This window comes from Paenibacillus sp. 2TAF8, from assembly GCF_052114825.1.
GTDB lineage: Bacteria > Bacillota > Bacilli > Paenibacillales > Paenibacillaceae > Paenibacillus.
The window spans coordinates 325,038-341,904 of sequence record NZ_JBFRFN010000004.1 but is presented as its reverse complement, the minus strand read 5'-3'; the positions used below and the strand labels follow the sequence as shown (position 1 = coordinate 341,904).

The 16,867-nt window shown below is 43.3% G+C and carries 9 protein-coding genes and 2 pseudogenes; 9 read left to right on the top strand and 2 right to left on the bottom strand.

Going from position 1 to position 16,867, the window contains the following annotated elements; all coding sequences use genetic code 11:
- The first annotated feature begins 105 nt into the window (after positions 1–105).
- Positions 106–630: an antiterminator LoaP gene (gene loaP, locus AB4Z30_RS08765; RefSeq protein WP_441925307.1), complete on the top strand. Its 525-nt coding sequence runs from the start codon at positions 106–108 to the stop codon at positions 628–630.
- A 24-nt stretch (positions 631–654) separates the two neighbouring features.
- On the opposite strand, the pseudogene AB4Z30_RS08760 reads toward loaP, so the two are convergent.
- Positions 655–1,475, bottom strand: a pseudogene (locus tag AB4Z30_RS08760) (IS30 family transposase).
- A 513-nt stretch (positions 1,476–1,988) separates the two neighbouring features.
- Here AB4Z30_RS08760 and AB4Z30_RS08755 point away from each other — a divergent pair.
- Entirely contained in the window at positions 1,989–2,240 is a 252-nt protein-coding gene (locus AB4Z30_RS08755) for a hypothetical protein (RefSeq protein WP_441925305.1), read from the top strand.
- 230 nt (positions 2,241–2,470) lie between these two features.
- Positions 2,471–2,661: pseudogene (locus AB4Z30_RS08750) on the top strand (ABC transporter ATP-binding protein); the annotation flags it as partial.
- 130 nt (positions 2,662–2,791) lie between these two features.
- Here the strand turns inward: AB4Z30_RS08750 and AB4Z30_RS08745 are convergent.
- Positions 2,792–3,772 (bottom strand): YndJ family transporter, encoded by a 981-nt coding sequence (locus tag AB4Z30_RS08745; RefSeq protein WP_441925303.1) that lies wholly within the window; start codon positions 3,770–3,772, stop codon positions 2,792–2,794.
- A gap of 363 nt (positions 3,773–4,135) precedes the next feature.
- Between AB4Z30_RS08745 and AB4Z30_RS08740 the strand changes: the two genes are divergently transcribed.
- From AB4Z30_RS08740 to AB4Z30_RS08715, 6 genes are all read left to right on the top strand, one after another.
- Complete coding sequence (locus AB4Z30_RS08740; protein ID WP_441925380.1) at positions 4,136–4,522, top strand: ArsR/SmtB family transcription factor; 387 nt, start codon at positions 4,136–4,138, stop codon at positions 4,520–4,522.
- Positions 4,522–5,385: an aldo/keto reductase gene (locus AB4Z30_RS08735; RefSeq protein ID WP_441925301.1), complete on the top strand. Its 864-nt coding sequence runs from the start codon at positions 4,522–4,524 to the stop codon at positions 5,383–5,385. Before AB4Z30_RS08740 ends, AB4Z30_RS08735 begins: the two co-directional genes overlap by 1 nt.
- Before the next feature lie 332 nt (positions 5,386–5,717).
- Complete coding sequence (locus tag AB4Z30_RS08730) at positions 5,718–7,457, top strand: ABC-F family ATP-binding cassette domain-containing protein (RefSeq protein WP_441925299.1); 1,740 nt, start codon at positions 5,718–5,720, stop codon at positions 7,455–7,457.
- Positions 7,458–7,738: 281 nt separating this feature from the next.
- Positions 7,739–8,824: a 5-methyltetrahydropteroyltriglutamate--homocysteine S-methyltransferase gene (locus AB4Z30_RS08725; protein ID WP_441925297.1), complete on the top strand. Its 1,086-nt coding sequence runs from the start codon at positions 7,739–7,741 to the stop codon at positions 8,822–8,824.
- Positions 8,825–8,874: 50 nt separating this feature from the next.
- Complete coding sequence (locus AB4Z30_RS08720; RefSeq protein ID WP_441925295.1) at positions 8,875–10,365, top strand: aldehyde dehydrogenase family protein; 1,491 nt, start codon at positions 8,875–8,877, stop codon at positions 10,363–10,365.
- A gap of 404 nt (positions 10,366–10,769) precedes the next feature.
- Positions 10,770–16,856, top strand: coding sequence for a DUF7601 domain-containing protein (locus tag AB4Z30_RS08715; RefSeq protein WP_441925293.1), 6,087 nt, complete (start codon positions 10,770–10,772; stop codon positions 16,854–16,856).
- Positions 16,857–16,867: the final 11 nt, after the last annotated feature.

The following is a 16,867-nucleotide window of genomic DNA, read 5'->3' as shown; positions in this document are numbered from 1 at the left end:
AGAAGTAATTTTAAAGTTATAAAATATAAATATTGACAAACTCTCGCGTGCTGGTTAAGTTTAAGATAATTATTTGATAAGCTACGCGGGAGTGTGGTTGAAAAGATGAATTGGTATGCTATATATGTACAATCGGGACGCGAGAGTCAAATAAAGAGCATAATTGAAAAAAGATTCGATTCAAATGAACTCCAATGTTTGCTTCCAAAAAGGAAAGTTCCTGAGAGGAGAGAAGGGAAAGTAACACATGTGGTAAAGCTAATGTTTCCTGGATACCTATTTTTACATACCGTGATGAATGCAAAGCGTTATTATGAGATTAGAGAAATTCCGAATGTCTATCGATTATTAAGATATACGTATAATGAAAGCTCATCCAATCAAGAAGAGTATTTTCAAACGATATGCCCACAAGAAATTAAAGTTATCATGAGGCTTTTAAATGAAAATGAGATCATTGAGTATTCTCAAGTCGATTGTAGCAACACAAATGTAAAAGTATTTTCCGGCCCGTTAAAGGGTCTAGAGGACATCATTCAAAAAGTTGATAAAAGAAAGAAACGAGCTAAGATACAAATTAGCTTATTAGATGAGAAAAAGATAATTGAAGTGGGCTTAGAAATTTTATAAATGTTAAAATTACATGACGGATTGTCAAGCCAAGTGCGACAGTTCCTCTGAAAAGGATTCGTGAGCGGTTCTCCAACTCAGGCATTTACGTGGTCTGTTATTGATCAAGTCCAGAGCGTTTTCCAGAGCTTCATCCGTGATCTGGGCAAAATCCGTCCCTTTGGGAAAAAACTCTCGCAGGAGGCCATTAGCATTTTCATTCGAGCCGCGTTGCCAGGAGGAATAGGGATCTGCAAAATACACCTGCACGCCATGAACGTCTTCCAGGCTGGTGTAACAGGCGAATTCCTTGCCACGGTCTGCGGTACCGGTTTGAAATGCACGGACAGGGTACTACGAAGCCGCTACCCCAAAGGCAATCTCCATGGACAATGCGGTACGATCCGGCATGCGAATCGCTGTGTACAAGCGGGTTTTCCGTTCGATGAACGTCGCTACACAGCCCTTGCTTTTCCTACGGCCCGAGACCACCGTATCCAGTTCCCAATGGCCGAAGGTTTCCCGGTTACGGACCTCTTTCGGACGCTGCGAGATGGGCTTGCCCAYAGCAAACCGCCCGCGTGTTTCTGCCGGCTTYCGACGTTTCCCTTTGTGTCTGAGGACGGCAAGCACGCCTTTCACCAAGCGGCCTGTATAAAGCCAACGATAGACCGTTTTAAAACCTACCATCGCTTGACCTTCCTGACGCAAACGCTCTACGATCTGTTCCGGAGACCAGGTCGCCTGAAGCTTTTCTTCGATGCGACTCGCCAGTTCTGGATTCCACTTCCCTGCGGAAATTTCCCCTGCTTGTGGAGGATTTCTAGCTTGCTGCGTTCGATTATGCTAAGATGTGTGTAGCTCATGGTGGATTCTCCTTGTGTGAATGTGGTGTAGGAACCTTCATTCTACACGAATCCGGCCATGGGCCATTTTTTATTTATTTCCAGTAGGTGTCGCACTTCATATTACAATCTGTCACATAAAATAAAAGGTTATTTAGTATTAAATTAGAATATGAGACCTTAAAGGGGATGATTCACTGTGAAGTGATTTAGCTCAACGGGGGATTTACCTGTCAAGAAGTTTTGCTCATGAGAGCCTTAACAATAAATCCTAATTCGAAACATCTGTAAAATGTGCTCGAATGTATAGTAGTTGAATGTCCCATTGATAATAAAATACACGTATGAGACGTTTTTTTTTAGGATGTGGTTATGGAGCTTCTAAGTTTACGGGAGCTAAGGGAAGAGATATACTTTGCATCTAAATGGAACTAATTTTGCGATTGTACAGTACTTAATCATTGGGGATAATTGACAATCGTTTTGTTTGTTGATATTATATATTTATGTTTCTATATTGAAAGGGGTCTCCTTATGGCTAAAACGAAACGCGGTAAGGGTTTATGGAATGTGCCTTCTAAGGGTAGAGGTACTTGTCCAATTTGCCTATCAACCCGCATTAAGCTACTTTATACTGTGACTAATTCGGAAGGAAAACAAGTTACAGTATGCAAAAAATGTAGTTCAGTTGAAGCGAAAGTTGCCGATAAAGCAGTAAACACTGTAAATCTCGCATTTCGTGGTAAACATCGTAGAGTGCTTAATCAACAGAAGCAAACCGTTTAAATTGTATCTGATCAAAGAAAAATGACACCTCACCCAATTTAAGGGCTGAGGTGTCATTTTTTTTAGTAATGACATACCTCAGTAAGATTTTCATCATATATACTTTTTGAAAAGGAAGCCGATGCTTAAATTTAAATTTTCTTAAAGTCAACCTACAAATTAGTGCAAGGAGCGGATATATACAATGCCTAAACAACAACGACGTACATTTACAACCGAGTTAAAAAACAATTGATGGCAAGAGGATTAGAAAAATGAGTATGCGTAAGTTCAGGCAAATGATCTGTACCAGTCATATTAACAAATACTATATTTGGGAAATGAATAAAAGAAAAAGGCTGTTGAAATGCAAATTGAATTGGCTTTGAAAGATACCGATTTTGAACGTGCAAAAAGTTTGGTTGACGAGTTGATGGAATAATCAAACAGCTTTAATGACAGTCATAGAATAGTATCCTTACCGAAGACACTGAAGAATAGCATTTCAATATCTTTTGTTTCGTTCTGGAATAGATGGGACGGGGACGGAGGGTGTTTGAATTTGTATGTGATCATCCATCTAGTTTCGTAGGCAAGTCTTTTTCCTGAATAGAGTCCACCATGTACACCCAACCAATCAATCCACATAAGACAAAACCGAACGCGTGCAGAGCTCCGTAAATGGGAATAAAATCGAGAATGGTTAAGGAGTACATATTTTTCAGTAACGGATAGAAGATGGAAATGACAACAACCGTGTAAAAGGTTAGACAAGAAAGGCCTAGGAAGAAGGATGCCTTCATATTTAAAGTGTTTTTTCTCAAGTAAGCCAGGAGATAAGCGGTATAAACCACAATATTACATGCGAACAAAGCGACACCAACGTACTCAATCGGCTTGGAGAAAATCATACCAAAAGCAATCAACAGGGGTCCGATGATATCAATGGCAACCACCCAGGGATACCAGCTTTTTTTTGTCATAATCCTTCCCAGTGCACCAATAAAAATCGGAACAATCGCAGATGAGAAATGAAAGTGAACCGAGCTTAGCGCGTGTGTTGCCACATTAGCATTGAAGAGATCCACTTGATATTGATATAACGTGAACCATATTCCCCCGATAAAAAAGTAAACGAGTCCCGCGCCAATTGCTATTTCCGCTGCTTTTCCTTTAGCAATCCCAATCGTAATCAAGCCATAGAAGCCAAGCAGTAATGTGAACAGTAACCATCCTAGGGAGAGCAAGCCTGGTGTTGCCGTGTCTTCGAATCCCCACATCTTATTGCTCATGACGGAAAATAGGGTGAGAAGTGCTGCCGGATATTGAAGCCATTTCATAAGGATATACATTATTCGTTGCTGTTTATTTTTCGCATCATATCTCAAAAGCAAAATGACAAGAGGAACAATGACAAATGCCGCAAACAGTAGAAATTTTTCAACAAGTTCGAAGTGAAAGTAATCCAAATAAAATATAAGAATTGTCATGATTCCACCGGGAATCACAGGTATTAACAATGACTTCATTGGTTGCTTCAGAGAAAGCTTCATGGCGGTTCCTTTCTAACTATATTTGTTGTATAAACGGCCTATATTCAGTTATGTAGCATCGTTTAGGATAGATAGGCAATGCTCGTTTAAGTTTAACACATTTAATTTTCAAAATATGGCCTAGTTCATTTACACTGGGATTTATTTAATAGATGGAATATCACTATGCCTGCCTAGCATATAAAGCGAGACCCTCTAGACGATATGGTGAACCGTACCATCACAAGTAACAGCAAGTTATCGGGAACTCCCGTGCAATTGGAAAAATGTTGTTCTTGGATTTCTTTCCCGATGCGTCACGGTGTCTGAGATCATGGTATCTTATATTCGTCAAAAGAATTAAACGGTTCAACGAAAGGGGAGATTTCCGTCGAACAGCAATTTTTGAATACAATCGCGATCGAATTTAAGAACAACCAGAAGGTGCTGAATGCCATCGGAGACGAGACTCGGCAGGCGATCTTGATGGCTTTGATTCAAGGGCCGCAGAAAACGGGCATGCGTGTGGGTGAGATCAGAGTGCAAACGCACCTTTCCCGGCCTGCTGTATCGCACCATCTGAAAATATTGAAAGACGCGCAGATTATCAGCGTTCACAAAGAAGGAACTCGTAACTTTTATCGGCTGGACGCCGGAAGCAAGCTGAAGTCGTTGAAAAACTTGGCGAGTGAAATTGATAAGCTGTTTGAACAATGTGAGGAGCCAGTCACGGAATCACGATCCCGAACCAATGAAAGGGACGATCTTTGATGAAACTTACAATGCAAGCATCAAACGGAGTGGATATTCCGCAACTCGGATTCGGCTTATATAAAATCAAGCAGGGGGAGTCCTTCGAAAAGACGGTTGAAGAGGCGATTCGAATCGGATACCGCCATTTTGATACAGCGAAAATTTACGGGAATGAAGCAGCGCTAGGCCGAGTCATTCAAAAAAGTGACATTCCTCGGGAAGAGTTCTTCATCACCTCGAAAGCATGGACAACGGATCTCGGATACCACGCGACAAGAAAAACATTCGAGCAAACGTGCCAAAGACTGAACGTAACGTATCTCGATATGTATTTAATTCATTTTGCGGGTCCCCATTATGTAGATGCCTGGAGAGCGATGGAAGAGTTATACGATGAAGGCCGAATCAAAGTCATAGGCGTAGCTAATTTCGAGATCGAGCATTTGGAGCACCTGAAGAAACACGCCCGGATTTTGCCGATGGTGAATCAGATCGAGACACACCCGGAATTCCAACAACGTGAGTTGCATGATTATATGGCGAAAAATCAGATTCTGCATGAGGCATGGGGCCCGCTGGGACAGGGGAGCAAAGAACTGCTGGAGCATCCAGAACTGCTTACAATCGCTAGAAAGCACCGAAAGTCGGTGGCGCAAGTCATTTTGCGCTGGCATCTGGAGCAGGGCATTATTGCGATCCCGAAATCGTCAAATCCTGAGCGGATAAAAGAGAACAGTGATCTATTCAACTTTGAGTTGAACGCAGAGGAAATGGAACAAATTCGCCACTTGGACACGGGGAAAAGATACTCCGTAAGCCCGACTGGTCTTATGGTCAATCCGATTTACATCAAATTGATGAAGCTATTCAGTCGTCCATAATCACTTATAAAGAAAGGGCCATCCGACAAAGAATGGCCCTAAATGTGCTGATATAGACGGTGCGGAGAATTGTACCACAAGTAAACACAAAGTCATCGTTAACTGAACCATCTAATAACAATTCAATGTTTTGGGAACTGGTTTACAGGTTCATTTTAAGCAGTGATCTGACACAGCCAAACTTTGGTTCGTGCCTGGCAATACAAATCAATTGTACTTGCCCTCAATCGGTGTTACGCTGAGAATCGAAACCTCATGCTTATTCAAATTTACGTTTTGCAACAATCCCACACAATAATCACACTATTTTAGATACCAAGAAAGGTAACACCATGATCAAAGTTGAACATCTATCTTTTTCTTTTCCACAAAAAGAACTTTACAAAGACATTTCATTCACCCTCGAAGAGGGCCAACATTGCGCTTTCATCGGTACAAGTGGTAGTGGCAAGAGTACGTTGATTGAAATCTTGATGGACCCGGAAAGACATCTGTTCGAGGGAAAGCTGGAGATCGATCCAGATTGTACAATCGGGTATATGAGTCAGTTCTCACAGGTAGACCCAGCGACAGAAATGACGGTTTTTGAATATATCGGAGAAGAGTTTATTAAGCTTCAGGATGAGATCACAGCGATTTATGCGGAAATGGCCAACACATCGGATATGGATTCGCTGATGGAAAAAGTCCAATTGGCTTTGGACGCACTAGAGGCCATGGGTGGAGATGATTATGAAAACACCATTCATAAACAGTTGAATCTGGCCAACCTCATGAAGCTAAGGGATGCAAGCCTATCGTCCTTGAGCGGTGGGGAATTTAAGCTTATTCAAGTCATGAAGGAAATGCTCCGCAGTCCGAATCTGATGATCATGGATGAGCCGGATGTATTTTTGGATTTCGAAAATCTCAATGCGCTTAAAAAATTGATTAATTCCCATAAAGGCATGCTACTGGTCGTTACGCATAACCGCTATCTGTTGAATCATTGTTTCAACAAAATCATTCACCTTGAAAACATGGAGCTTCAGGAGTTTGATGGACGATATATCGAGTACAATTTCTCCTTGCTTCAGACGAAGATTGAGCTGCAAGAGATCGCGGTTGCTGAAGCGGAAGAGATCGAGAGATACGACGGTGTCATTGAAAATCTCAGAGCGATTGCAACAATTAATTCGGAAGCTTCCAGAGGAAGAGCGTTAAAAGCGAGAGTGAAATTTCAAGAACGCTTGGAAGCGCGTAGAATCAAAGCACCGTTTGTCGATATTAAGCAGCCAAATATTCGATTTGATCTGGATCATCAAGTCGAAGACAGTGTTGCTATCAAGGTCAATAACTATAGTGTTTCCTTTGATGAGCTAATCCTGCAAGATGTGAACTTCGAGATCAAATCGACAGATAAAGTGGCCATTATTGGCCCGAACGGTACTGGAAAAACGACGTTGCTTCGGGATATTTTCAAAAACAATCAGGATTCCATCGAAATCAATGAGGATCTCAAATTAGCTTATTTATCACAGCTTCAAGGCGAAACGCTCAAAGATTCGAATACGATCCTCCATGAATTCATTGATGCCGGGTTTGAGACGTATGATGAGATCAAGGCATATCTTGTAAACTACGGTTTTGAAGGCGAAATCCTGGATCAAACGATCGAATCACTGTCCGGCGGCGAAAAAAACATGCTGCAACTGGCTAAAGCTGCGGGGGTTCAAGCTGACCTGTTGCTTCTTGACGAACCGACAAGTCATCTGGATATCTATTCGCAGATCGCACTGGAGAAAGCTATCGAAGAATATCAAGGCGCCATCCTCATGGTTTCGCATGATTTCTATTCGGTCGTCAACGGTATGGATTATGTACTTATTATTGAGAATAAGACGATCAGAAAAATGAGTATGCGCAAGTTCAGACAAATGATATACGCCAGTCATTTCAATAAAGACTATTTGCAAAATGAACAAAATAAAAAGGCCGTTGAAATGCAAATTGAAATGGCTTTGAAAGATACCGATTTTGAACGTGCAAAAGGCTTGGTCGATGAGCTGGAAGGCATTATCAAGCAGCTATAATCATCAATGCTGGCGCTCAGCAAGTAGACCAAGTTGTAATCTCGATTATATTCAATGCAAAATGATAACGCTTGTTTCCAGCGCACATGAGATGATCATGATGACCACAGCATTTCGCTCCAGCCTATAAATCCACTGCCCTATCAGGTTGTGGATTTTTTGCTGTTGGAATCTTTTTGTTATTCCTAAAAGCTATGACCAGTCATGCTTTTTTCATATTACAGGTAATCATTTTGATCATGCTATACTCAGTAAACTAAAAGTTAGAAGGAGATTTTTCTATGATACCATTTCGTAACGATCATGTTGGAAGCTTCCTACGTCCTGCGAACTTGAGTCAGGCACGTGAACAATATAAAGCTGGCACGATTACATATGAGGAACTAAGGGATGTCGAGGATCAAGAGATTATCCGATTGATTGAGAAACAAAAAGAAAATGGCGTATTTGCTATTACGGATGGTGAATTCCGCAGAAGCTGGTGGCATTTTGATTTTCTGGGCGGCTTGGATGGCGTAGAGCTGTATGAGGAGATTGATGGACCTCAGTTCCATAACATGCAGACTCGCAAGGGTGGAATTCGGGTTGTAGGTAAGGTCGATTTCTCTACGCATCCCTTTGTGGAGCACTTTAAATTTGTGAAAAAACATGCAGGTGACGCCGTGGCAAAACAAACCATTCCAAGTCCGAATATGCTTCTTTATCGATTGGAAAACGGCGCCAACAGCTATACGGATCGGGAGCAATTTCTTGAAGATACGATTGCGGCCTATCAAAAAGCCATTCAAACCTTCTATGATGCAGGGTGTCGTTATCTGCAAATAGACGATACAGCTTGGGCAGATCTTTTCTCAGAGGCTGGTCATGATAAACTGCGCGCTAAAGGTTTGGACCCGGCAAAAGAGTTGAAAACGATGCAGCGTATGATTAATGAAACTTTGGCTCATAAACCGGCAGATTTAGTTGTGACGATGCATATTTGTCGGGGTAACTATAAATCCAACTATTTCTCAACGGGTGGTTACGATTACGCGTCCGAGGTTATTTTTGGAGGCTTAAACGTAGATGGTTTATTTTTAGAATTTGACGATGAGCGCTCAGGTAGTTTCGAGCCATTAAAATATGTCAATCGACCTGATTTGAAAATCGTGCTTGGGTTAATCACATCCAAAACCGGCGAATTAGAAAATAAAGAACAGATTAAAGCCCGGATTGCAGAAGCGGCAACTTACGTACCTCTGGATCAACTTTGTTTGAGCCCACAATGTGGCTTTTCTTCTACCGAAGAAGGCAATATTTTAACTGAAGAACAACAATGGCGTAAACTTCGTTACGTTAAGGAAATTGCAGAAGAAGTGTGGAATTAAGGAGTTCTCATAAGTTGAATTCATTTACACATTAACGGAGGGGATTTCATATGACGATTCAAGCAAATCAAGAGAAAGTTACAGTTGAGGCCTTTATTAACGGTCAACATATAAAATCCCTCTCGCAGTTAGCAAAAGAAAATCCGGCTAATCCATCTGAAATTGTAGGCTATTTTCCTGTCACAACCAAAGAACAAGCGGCCACTGCCATTGAAGCGGCGGCAGGGGCTTTTAAAACATGGAAACAGTCCTCCGTTGAAGAGCGCATTATTCGGATGCGCAAGGCGATAGAGAAAATTAGAGCAGCGGAGAATGATATTGTACATTTGCTGTCCAGAGAGCATGGCAAGCCTCTGTATGATGCACATGGTGAAATTTTTGTTTCACTGATGTGGATGGAGTTTGCTTGTAATGAAGCTACATCCGTTCTGGCAGAAGAGATCCATGAGCATGACCATGGTAAAACGATTGTATCCTATGATCCAATCGGTGTGGTGGCAGCGATTAGTCCATGGAATTACCCGATTGCTCTATCTACAATCAAGATCGCTCCTGCATTACTTGCGGGCAACACGATCGTGCTTAAACCGAGTCCATATGCACCACTGGCGGCGGCGAAGGTGGCTGAGATCATTGCGAGTGAGTTCCCGGCTGGTGTAATCAACGTTGTATACGGTGATGCGGATGTGGGCGTTGAACTGACGAGTCATCCTCTTGTTACGAAAATCGCCTTTACAGGTGGAACTGCAACAGCGAAGCATATTATCAAAGCTGCTTCCGAAACGATTAAAGACATGACGCTGGAGCTTGGTGGGAACGACGCGGCAATCTTCTTGGAAAGCTTTGATGTTCATGATGAGCGAGCGATGCGCCGGATTGTCATCTCTAACTTTTTGACGACAGGCCAAATCTGTATGATTGCCAAACGCGTATATGTACACCGTTCGATTTATGATGCTTTTGTGGAAAAATATATAGAGGCAGCAAATCGCTGGATTCGAATTGGTGATCCATTTGATTCCAATACGACAATAGGTCCTGTTAATAACCTGAAACAGAGAGATTATGTGCAGGGTTTGGTAGAAGATGCGCAAAAGCGCGGGGCTAAGGTCATCCCTCTCGGTCAAATTCTTGATCAGAAGCTATTTGAACAAGGGTACTACCTGCAACCTACGCTTGTTTTGGATTGCGATGTTCATGATCCGATTGTGGTGGAGGAACAGTTTGGCCCTACCGTTCCGATTCTGCCATTTGACGATGAAGATCAGGTTGTTCGTTTACACAATGAAAGTATATATGGACTGACGAGTTCTGTGTGGGGGAAAGAAGAGGATGCCATCTCTCTGGCCCGCCAACTCGAAGCTGGAACAACGATGATCAATACAGCTGCTGTGCAGGGGCTTGATGTCCGGTTCCCTTTTGGTGGCTTCAAGCAGTCGGGTATTGGTCGTGAATACGGAGCGGAGGGTATCCGCACGTATACGGAAAAACATGTGATCAACGTTCCGAACATGCTGGATCTTCCGTATATACCCGAATAGATTTTAATTGAAATGCCCACGACTTCTACATCGTGCAGGGAGTAAATATGATGTGGATTTAGAATTAAAAATTAAATTCAGGCTCCCCATTTGCGCTTTGTTTACTGATTGTTAAATCAGTAGACAGGGCGCTTTTTTGCTTTCATACAAGATTCGTAATCCATATTATCGCTAAAAATGTAGCACATATTAAATGGAGGAAACTCAGTACGAATCATGTCTAAAGTGCATATATAACCGTGGTCAGAATTTGGTTAGACCTCTAATTTATAATGATCAAGTATGCCATACAAATGTGATGAGATCTTTCATCCATTTCCTATCGTAAGGAGAAAAGCGGGTAAGGGGAGAGAAAAAGTCTCTCGATTCTGTTTAAAATTTTAGAAATGGAGGAGATTCTCGTATTGAAGCAAAGACGCAATGTAGGTAAACCGTTATTGTCTTTATTATTGGCAATTATGCTTGTTATGCAGACAGTGATGTTCTCCACTGCTGCATATGCAGAGAGTGTACCTAACGATACTGAAGTGGGAGCGGTTAGCGAGCCCGACTCGTCGATTGTGGACGAAGAAACATCCGAGGAAACGGTCAACGAGCCCGAAACGCCGATTGTGGACGAATCGCCCTCAGTATCTGAGGAAGTGCAGGATGTACCTGACAATTCCATAATGATGACAGCAGCCCCAACGGACAAAACATCGGTATTTATGGGAACTAATTCATCATTTCCGTTGGAAGTGAAGCAGGGAGATACTGTTATTGATCCGAACGGTATTATTAAAGGGCGACAGCCATTTACGCTTAAATCAGAAGGGCTCAAGATACCCGTGAATGGTGATGACTCCAATCCAACGAATGCAGATGCGGAGCAATACATTCAAAAGGGTGACTGGATTGAGCTGAAAAGAGAAGATTACTTCAAGGAAGTAATACTGCCAACAGCGACTAAAGCGCTGATGGCACAGACAGAATCAGGTACAAGGCCGCTAGGAACAGCCATGTTCACTCCAAATAGCATCAGGATTGTCTTTGACGGTGATGATGACTTTTTCAATGGTGTCCGAAGAGGAATTGTCATCAGCTTGGAAACTACCGCCGAAGCGGATGTAAAGGGATTGGCGTATGGCGAGAAAAAGCCTGTCGACATCTTTGGTAGCACATATCAACTGGAGAATCCCGATGTTACAGCGGAGTATAGTATCAATCTAATCTCACCTGGAATGGTCAAATGGGATCAGTATAGTTATCGCGTACTTCAACTGGCTCAGTTCGTAGAAGGTGCGGTAACTTGGCAGTCAACCGTAACCGCGTCTGACAAGTTTGATAAAACGATCAAATTACCATTAGACGGGAAGACATTTTATACGAATCCCTCAGCATATAATACGCTCCCTGGAAATTCACGCGGTATTTATGTGGAGGGTTCCTTCAAAGTTAACGATCAGAACGTAACCCCAGACGTTGGAGAAGACGGATCGCTGACTTACATCTTTCCATCAGGAACAGGTCCAGAACCAAAAGTGGAATATAAAACCTGGATTCCTAAGGAATCGTATTATTTCGAGTATCGGAACCCACCAGGCAATCTGGGGCGTAGCCACCGGGATACGAATGGTAAAGTGGAACTGAGGCAAGACAATAGCATGCTGGTACAGGCTGGACTGGAGATAACTTTTGCTCCCGACTGGATTCAATCCAGTGCCTCTTACGATCATGCGAGTGAAACCATTACCTGGAGAGTCACAGCTAACCGATATAACAAAAATGGATTGAAGGACTTTACAATTACCAATGTATTACCTACCGGGCTGAATTTTTTATCGGCTGAATGGCAAGAGGAGGGCGCTGGATCTGGAGTAACACCTATTACACCGGATGCAAATGGCGTGTATTCCTTTGGAAACATTAACGGTAAAGTGGATTTAGTTATTAAAAGTAAAGTAGTAAGTGGTTCCAGCTTCAGAATTGATCCTCGTGCCAACTGGAATTTGGATACACCGGCTGGCATACAAAACAACGATGTGAAGGCGGGTAAATGGCCGGTAGCAGTAACGGACGAGGCTATCGTCAACATCGGTGCACATGATTTCACCAAATCAAGTGCTGTTTCAATAGAGGATTATAACCAAGGCAGCATCACGTGGACGGTTGACCTTGCTCCACAATATGCTCTGCCGAATGCGGCAGTATATGATGTTCTGGTACATGGCGGTAATTTGGACGTCTTGGACAATGCCTTGGATGTAAGTGGTGAAGTGAGTGCAGAAACCATTGCGAAGATCAAAGCAAATGTAACTTCCGCGCAGCTTTGGAAGCAGTATAAGGCAGGAACGCTGAAGACGAGTGCAGCCAATCTGACGATGAAGGCAATCCCTTTAACGGTAGACGGAAAAGTGGTAGCGGATTTGATCAAGGTGACTGGATATACGGATAGTTCCGCATCCTTTAGCTTCCGTGCACTAGAAACGAACCCGGACATCCTTTTCAGACAGGATATCAACGCAGGGAAAACAAGTACGAATCGCGCGTTGCTCATTGATGGCGAAAGTGTAAGACAAGCACAAAACAACGCCAATCTACATCTACGTATGCTTAACAAGGATATGCTCTTTGCTTCGAGGCCATTGAAAGTAGATGGCACACTTGAAAATGTTAGCCCAAATAACGTTAACAGTTACATTAGAAACGATAACAATGAAGCATGGACGATTTCTGCTTATGACAGGACAACCAAGACGGTCACCTTCCGTTTAGGGGTAAATATGCCTGGATATAACACAGAAGAGATGGCTAAGGACGGCGGTAATCGAGTCATTAGCAACATCAAGCTAGTGGATACATTGCCTGAAGGCTGGGAGTTTGTTCCTTTTTCTGAAGGTAAAGATTATGAGCTTTGGAAAGGACTTTCCGACAACGGTGCAGGTGCAGAATACGGTACGAGAAACGATGCTAAATCGGTAATTGAACCAGGCACGGCTGCTCATGTCGTAAGCTCCTTCACTCATAATGGCAACGTAGGAACGTTCACTTTCTCTAAATTGGAAAGTCCTTATGTGATCTTAGTGAAGGCAAGACCATCTAACGAAGCTTTAGAGGAATATTTGAACGAATACACGACGAGTGGTACGGACAAGCAGGTGTTATATAACAAAGCTAAACTCCATATGTCTTGGGGTGGAGTCGAAAAGACTGTCTCTGAACAGCGTAAGATTATCGTACCTATTCAGACTCTGGGCAAGTCGGTAACTAAACCTGTTCCAGGTGTGTTGGAATGGACGGTAAATTATACTCCGCCATTTAACATGAAGCAGGGCGTTTATCTGGAGGATACTCTGGGTGCTGGTATGAACCTGCGTTATGAAGAAAATGGAGATCTGGTGCTGTCTTCACCTAGTATGGCAGTCTATCCTGCTAAATTGACTGCCAGCGGTAAGTTGGAACGAGAAGACACAGCAATTAACCTGAGCGACCCGAATGCTGAAGTTCAAGTAGAAGTTGCACCAGGCCCAGAAAGAACTACGGTTCTGAAATTCAAAATGAAATATCCTAATAAATTTTACCAGTTTGTGTACCAGACAGAAGTTGATCCTACTACAGCCAAAGCTGGAGACAAAATGGGCAACGAGGTCAAACTGGAGGGCGATGACAGTCTGAGTGCTGTCAGTGCCAGAAGTGAAAGTACACTGGACAGTTCAGATGTAGCAGGTAGCTCAAGCTCTAATGCCCTACTGCCTTTGATAAAAGTAGATCCGAATGGGAATCCGCTGAAAGATGTAGAATTTACACTCTATAAAAAGGACACAGGAACTATAGTTGTCAAAGGGAAAACCGATAGCTTAGGGAAACGTAATCTGCTATTCCCTGACCCAGGATACTATGAGCTGAAGGAAACATATATTGACACAAATACTTGGTTGCCAACGACAAGAGTTTATCAAGTATATGTAGGCAATACACCGGGGAAACCGATCTGGGTAGACGGAGTAAAAGTAACCTCGGATCAACCGCTGGTTGTGCCTACACCTGCCCAAGGCAAGCTGACCATTACCAATAAGGTAGAAGGCAACGGCAGTGATCCGAACAAAGGGTTTGTATACACCGTGACCTTCACTGGTGAAGGTAAGGACGGAGAGTATAGCTATAAGAAATCGGATAATACGTCTGGAACGCTCAAAAATGGAGACAAGATCACCCTCAAGCACGGGGAATCTGTGATGCTTCCGGCGTTGCCTGCGAATCTGGGTTATACCGTAACCGAGGACGATTATACAACCGTTGATGGCTATACGACCACTCCTGCTACGAGAGAGCTATCCGGCTCCATTGTAAACAAAGGTGATCATAAAGCGGACTTCATTAACGAACGAATCGTTAACAAGCTGACCATTAGTAATACGGTCATGGGCAACGGTGGCGATAAGACGAAGGAGTTTGAGTACACCATTCACTTTGAGAATACAGGCAAAGATGAAAGTTACTCCTATATGAAGTCGGATGGTAGTGCAGGTACGATCAAGTCTGGCGACATTTTCCGCCTCAAGGACGGAGAAACACTGAATATTTCAGGTCTGCCTAAAAATCTGAAATACACAGTTAACCAAAAAGACTACACAACCGATGAATACATGACTACTCCTGAGGAACGGTATTATACCGAAGTGATGAAAGGCAAGGATGAAGAAGCTCTATTCACGAACGTGCGCGTCTTGAAGGGCGGACTACTCATCAGCAACGTCGTTAAAGGCAAAGATGACGACAAGAAGAAGCTGTTCAAGTACACAGTTGACTTCACAGGCGAGGGAGCGGACGAATCCTACGTCTACGAGAAGTCAGACGGCAGCAAGGGCATGATCAAGAACGGCGATAGCTTCGAGTTGACAGATGGCCAGACACTTGTTGTGCAAGGACTGCCGGCATCTCTCGAGTATAAGGTAACCCAAGACGATTATACGAAAGATGGTTTTGTGACCGATCCTGAACGTTTTGTTCGTACGGGTGTGATTCCAGAGAAAAAAGCGGCGGAGGCTAAATTTATGAATACTCGCCCTTATCTGGAAGGTGTACTGCGTGACAACAATACAGGAGAAGTCATTCCGAATGCATCCATCACCGTGACCGATCTGAATACAGGCGAAGAGCTTCAGATTAAGACGAACGAGAAGGGTGAATATGCGGTTCCAGCCGTAGCTGACACGGACTACACGATCACATATACGAAGGTGTATCGGGTAGGCGGGAAAGATGTGCCTGTCAAGTTCACACAAAAAGCGAATGTGAACAGCAGTGTTACTGACGAGACCGTTCCAGCGGATATTACGGCTGTAGGTATCATTCTGCTCAAACAAATGGACGGAACAACAGAGCTATTTAACAACTTGTATACCAGCCATATGTATATCTACCTGAAGGACAGAGACGGTAATTATATTATGGAGAATGGTAGTCCCAAGGCTTTTCCAATGGCTTCGAACGGAACTTTCTCAGTGGAAGGGTTAAGCGAACAGAAGTACACAATGGAAGTCCGTTATCAAGTGGAGACTGGTGAGGAGTTGCTCCTCAAAGTGACGCAACTTGACGTGAAAGCTAACGGAGAGCTCAATATCTCTGAAGAGTTAGTTGACCCTTATGGTACGGTCTATGACGAAACTACAGGGAATGCGAGCACGGGCAAGAAGATTGAAGGAGCCAAAGTTACACTGTATTATGCGGATACACAGCGGAACAGAGATAAGGGCCGCATTCCGGGTACAAAAGTAACACTTCCAGCGGTTCCGAATTTCCCGCCGCACGACAACAAGAGTCCAGAGCAGGATAGCGATGCCAATGGATTCTATGCGTACATGGTGTTTCCAGAAGCGGATTATTATCTGGTCGTAACGAAGGACGGATACGAAACGCACACAAGTGGTACGATTTCTGTAGATTTTGACATTGTCAAATACGACGTGCCAATGAAGCCAATCCGTTCAGGTGGTGGCACCGGCGGCGGTAACAATGGCAACAGTGGAACCGATAACGGTACCCCAGGAACGAACACAGGAACTCCAGGAACAAACACTGACAACAGTGGAACRAACACGGGGACTCCAGGAACAAACACTGACAACAGTGGAACGAATACCGGAACACCAGAAACAAACACTGACAACAGTGGAACGAACACGGGCACTCCGGAAACAAACACTGACAACAGTGGAACGAACACTGGGACTCCGGAAACAAACACTGACAACAGTGAAACGAACACGGGGACTCCAGAAACAAACACTGACAATAGTGGAACGAACGCCGGAACACCAGAAACGAACAACAGCAACGGTGGAGCGAACACGGGTAGCAACGAAACAGGTAGTGGCAACAATGAGCTGGACGATGCTCCGAAAACAGGAGACAACAGCATATCGCCAATGTCTTATATGATTTTGGCATTAATGTCCTTGATCACGATTGTATTCTGTCTGCTCGGTAACAAGAAGAAAAAGCACATTTAATGACCGGAAAG

What these genes read in the sequence shown, in the direction of transcription:
- AB4Z30_RS08755 (WP_441925305.1), top strand. Translation starts at nt 1,989, where the DNA reads ATGGCTAAAACGAAACGCGGTAAGGGTTTATGGAATGTGCCTTCTAAG.
- AB4Z30_RS08720 (WP_441925295.1), top strand. Translation starts at nt 8,875, where the DNA reads ATGACGATTCAAGCAAATCAAGAGAAAGTTACAGTTGAGGCCTTTATT.
- loaP (WP_441925307.1), top strand. Translation starts at nt 106, where the DNA reads ATGAATTGGTATGCTATATATGTACAATCGGGACGCGAGAGTCAAATA.
- AB4Z30_RS08730 (WP_441925299.1), top strand. Translation starts at nt 5,718, where the DNA reads ATGATCAAAGTTGAACATCTATCTTTTTCTTTTCCACAAAAAGAACTT.
- AB4Z30_RS08745 (WP_441925303.1), bottom strand. Translation starts at nt 3,772, where the DNA reads ATGAAGCTTTCTCTGAAGCAACCAATGAAGTCATTGTTAATACCTGTG.
- AB4Z30_RS08735 (WP_441925301.1), top strand. Translation starts at nt 4,522, where the DNA reads ATGAAACTTACAATGCAAGCATCAAACGGAGTGGATATTCCGCAACTC.
- AB4Z30_RS08725 (WP_441925297.1), top strand. Translation starts at nt 7,739, where the DNA reads ATGATACCATTTCGTAACGATCATGTTGGAAGCTTCCTACGTCCTGCG.